Here is a 4,193-nt window from a genome sequence, read left to right on the forward strand (position 1 = left end):
GCAACTGGGTCCGCTCAAGAGCGCGAACCAGGGCGTGATCCGCATCACCGGCGACGACGGCAACGATTACGACGATGGCCGCTCGCTCACCAAGCGCCTGCGTGTGGTCAGCTCCTTCGTGTACGAGCTGCGCTGAGGCGCCGGCGGTTCACTCAGATGCTCTTGACGACCAGCCAGCCCTTGAACAGCCAGGGCAGGCTGGGGCCGCTGCCGGCGGGCACGCCGCCCTTGTTCTCGGCGCTGATGCCCAGTTCGGTGACGCCTTGCAGGGCGGCTTCGTCCACGGGCAGTTGCAGGGTCTTGTACTTGCTCTCGATCACGCCGATCGAGCGCGGGGGCGCATCGCCGGCGATGGCCCAGACCTGCATGCTGTCCTCGCGCCCTTCCTTGACATCGTTGAGCCGCTGAAGCGTCAGGGCCCGTTCCTGCGGGTTGAAGGTGGCGAGCATGGCGGGCTGGCCCTGGGCGTCGAGCAAGACCGCCACCTGCCGGATCTGGGGCACCTGGATCAGGCGCTTTTGCAGGTGGGTGATCTGGGCCTGCAACTGGGTGACCATGCTGGTGGCGGTGGCCCAGCCGAGCAGCAGCGCCAGCAACAGGGTGATGGCCAGTGCACGCCACCAGGGGCTGACGCGGCGGGATGGGGAGGGGAGCGGGGTTTCGGGGTTCATGGTGTGGATGAAGCGGTGAAGCGTGGTCTGCCCACCGAGTATGCCGTGACGGCGCGGTCGCGCCCGGCACACCGGCGATGGAGGCCATGGTTCTTTGCGCATACACTCGCCCTTTTTTGAGACCTTCCCCGCTGTGGCCCTGTCTGCATGCCTTCCACCGAAATCGTGATCTGGTCTGCCATGGCCGGTGTGCTGATGGCGCTGGTGACGGTGTTGCTGATCGATACCGTGCTGCGCCAGCGCAGCCTGCGCAGGCTGCGCGTGTGGCTGCTGTTGACGATGATGTCGGTGGCCTGCCTGGTCATGAGCGGGCTGCCCCAACTGCTGTGGCCGGCGCTGGCCGATGGCGCGCTGATGGTGGTCAAGGTGGCGCTGGGGCCGTTGACGGCGGCGGTGGCGCTGGCCTACCTGGGCCAGTGGTCCGGCGTGCGGGCCGATGACCGTCTGGTGCGCGTGCTCATGGGACCGGGGGCCGGGTGCGTGGCCCTGTCCGGCGCCGCCCTGCTGGTCTGGTATCTTGCCGGTGGCGACGGCCAGCAGGTGCTGGCCTGGTCCGCCCTGGTCAATGGCCTGGCGGTGCTGATGGGGGCGCTGGTGGCGACCCGCAGCGCGATTCTGGGCGACCGGCTGGCCCGCTGGATGGTGGTGGCCTGCCTGTGCCTGGCGCAGATGACGGCCGGCCTGTACGGCAAGGGCCTGGGGCTGGACATGAGCCTGCGTTACTGGCTGCTCACGGCGGTGGCGGCGGCCAGTTACTTCATCCTGGTCATGACGCTGATCAACATGCGCTACCGCGAACTGGCGCGCCTGCGGCGGCAGGCCAGCGGCGAGATGCCACGGATCGACCAGGCCGGACTGCCGCGCGGCGCGGCGCTGGTGGGCAAGGTGGACGATGCGCTGTGGCGCAGTGCACGCATGGGACGGCCCTGCGTGGTCTCGGCCATCGTCGTGACCAACCTGTATGCCCACGGCGAGGCGGCCGCCCAGGACGCCGAAACCGAGATCGTGCTGACGCTGGCGGCCCGCCTGCGCCAGGACGTGGGTTTTCGCAACGTGGTGGGATTGCTCCACCAGGGCTGCTTCGTGCTGGCGGTCTCGGCGGTGCAGGACCCGCACCACCACCGCGTGGTGGGCCGGCGGCTGATCAAGAATCTGCGCATGGCGGTGACGGTGAGCCAGGATCCGCTGGCCCTGCCGTTCCAGCCCGACGTGGCGATCGGCGTGGTGCATGTGCCGGCGGGTGCCGCCGATGCCGATGCCTTGCGGATCGTGAACCTGGCCGAGCAACTGGCGCTGGAGGCCAGCCATCTGCCGGTGCGCTCGCGCCAGGCCGTCTGGCAAAACCAGGCACCGTCACAGCCGCTTCCCTTCGTGGCGGCGGCCGCCACGGCGCCTGCCCCGCTGGATGGCTGAAGCCGCTGCACCGAGGCCGTGCACTTGGTACCATCGGAGCTGTTGAGCGTTGCTGCCACGGCACCCGCGGAATCCGCCAGTGAACCACCACCACCACGAAGAACCCCCCCCTGACTCCGCCAACGACACCGGCTGGTCCGAAAGCGATGGCCAGTGGCCGATGAGGCCCGTGGATCGGCTCATCTATGCGAGCCTGAGCCGGGTTGACAGATCGGTGCTCGACGAGATGCGGCGCATCCGTGACCACGCGGTGCGCAACAACGGCCCCGATGGCCTGCGCGTGGGCCTGATGCACATGAATGGCCACTTCATCGAATGGATCGAGGGCCCGGGACCGGCCATTGATGCCCTGATGGCGCGTGTTTCGCGCGACCCCCGGCACCACGGTTTGCAGGTGATCCACCGCAGCACGGGGCAGGCCCGGCTCAAGCGCCCCTGGATCGGCGCCATCGTGCAGGCGATCGAGCCGCCGAGCCTCTTTGCCGCGCGTGTGCACACCTGGCGTCTGCGCCACGAGGCCGGCCAGGTGTACGAGCCCGCGCATGTCTGGATGAACGTGTGCTCGCCGCCGGCACCCGACATGCCCCGGGCAGGCGAGGGCGCCGAGCGCGTGATGCTGCTGTCGGCCCGGCTGGCCTGGGCCTTCGACCTGCTGCGCTGGCTGGCCGGGGTGTCGTCACGCCGGCTGGTGCAGCGGCGCTATGCGGCCAGCGCCGACGACGTGCCCGACGTGGCCAGCGACTACCTGGATCTGCCGGATCTGGGGCCAGGCGGCATGCGCCTGATCGCCCACGCCCGCCGCGGTCTGACGATGGGCGTGGCACACGCCCTCATGCCGGCCCACGGGGCCGTGGTGCTGATCCTGGATGGGGACGCCGAGGCCAATGTCCGCCTGGTGCAGAAGGTGCTTGATGTCTGCAACCAGACCCAGCACGTCCCGACCATCATTGGCGTGGGTCCCCATGACAGCGTGACGGCCGAGCTGGCGGACCGGGTGCAGGCGAACGGCCATGCCTGGATCGGCGTGCGCAGCCCGCTGGCGCGTCCCGACGTGTCCGATCTGTGGGCGGTGCTCGAACCGGTGCTGGATCAGTTTGCCGGTCAGGCGAGCGGGTAGGAGCCGGGCAGCAGGATCGAGCGGTCGACGTTGCGGATGTCCGTGTGGCCGCAGAAGGCCATGGTGACGTCCAGCTCCTTGTGGATGATCTGCAGGGCCCTGGTGACGCCGGCCTCGCCCATCGCCCCCAGCCCGTAGGCCATGGCGCGGCCGATCAGGGTGCCGCGCGCGCCCAGTGCCCAGGCCTTGAGCACGTCCTGCCCGCTGCGGATGCCGCCGTCCATCCACACCTCCAGCCGGTTGCCCACGGCCTCGACGATGGGGGGCAGGGCCGAGATCGAACTCGGCGCGCCGTCGAGCTGGCGCCCGCCGTGGTTGCTGACGACGATGGCGTCGGCACCGGCCTCAACCGCCAGGCGCGCGTCTTCCTCGACCATGATGCCCTTGAGGATGAGCTTGCCGCCCCACTGGCGCTTGACCCATTCGATGTCGGCCCATGACAGGCGCGGGTCGAACTGCTCGTTGGTCCAGGCCGCCAGCGAGCTCATGTCGCTCACGCCCTTGACGTGGCCCACCAGGTTGCGGAAGGTGCGGCGCCGGGTGCCGGCCATGCCCAGGCACCAGCGCGGTTTGGTCATGAGATTGAGGATGTTCCTGAGCGTCGGCCTGGGCGGCGCCGTCAGGCCGTTCTTCAGATCCTTGTGGCGCTGGCCGATCACCTGCAGGTCCAGGGTGAGCACCAGCGCCGAGCAGTGGGCGTCCTTGCAGCGGCCGATCATGCGGGCCATCGCCTCGCGGTCGCGCATCATGTAGAGCTGGAACCAGAACGGCGCCCGGGTGTGGGCGGCGATGTCCTCGATCGAGCAGATGCTCATGGTCGAGAGCGTGAAGGGGATGCCGAACTTCTCGGCCGCGCGCGCGGCGTGGATCTCGCCGTCGGCGTGCTGCATGCCGGTCAGGCCCACCGGGGCGATGGCCACCGGCATGGTCACGGGCTGGCCCACCATGGTGGTGGCCGTGGTGCGGCCTTCCATGTTCACGGCCACGCGCTG

At 69.5% G+C, this 4,193-nt stretch carries 4 protein-coding genes; 2 read left to right on the forward strand and 2 right to left on the reverse strand.

Annotated elements, in window-relative coordinates; genetic code table 11:
- Positions 1–152: 152 nt before the first annotated feature.
- Positions 153–671, reverse strand: a complete 519-nt coding sequence (locus PHQ87_RS14725) for an anti-sigma factor (protein WP_300235964.1) — start codon at positions 669–671, stop codon at positions 153–155.
- A gap of 147 nt (positions 672–818) precedes the next feature.
- Between PHQ87_RS14725 and PHQ87_RS14730 the strand changes: the two genes are divergently transcribed.
- Together PHQ87_RS14730 and PHQ87_RS14735 are read left to right on the forward strand one after the other, a co-directional pair.
- Positions 819–2,084, forward strand: coding sequence for a hypothetical protein (locus PHQ87_RS14730; protein ID WP_300235967.1), 1,266 nt, complete (start codon positions 819–821; stop codon positions 2,082–2,084).
- A gap of 79 nt (positions 2,085–2,163) precedes the next feature.
- Complete coding sequence (locus PHQ87_RS14735; RefSeq protein ID WP_300235970.1) at positions 2,164–3,201, forward strand: BLUF domain-containing protein; 1,038 nt, start codon at positions 2,164–2,166, stop codon at positions 3,199–3,201.
- On the opposite strand, the gene PHQ87_RS14740 is transcribed toward PHQ87_RS14735, so the two are convergent.
- Positions 3,186–4,193, reverse strand: a 1,008-nt coding sequence (locus tag PHQ87_RS14740) for an alpha-hydroxy acid oxidase (RefSeq protein ID WP_300235973.1), incomplete at its 5' end; no start/stop codon positions are given. The genes PHQ87_RS14735 and PHQ87_RS14740 overlap by 16 nt on opposite strands.

It is taken from the genome of Hydrogenophaga sp., from assembly GCF_028698005.1.
In the GTDB taxonomy this organism is placed as follows: Bacteria; Pseudomonadota; Gammaproteobacteria; order Burkholderiales; family Burkholderiaceae_C; genus Hydrogenophaga.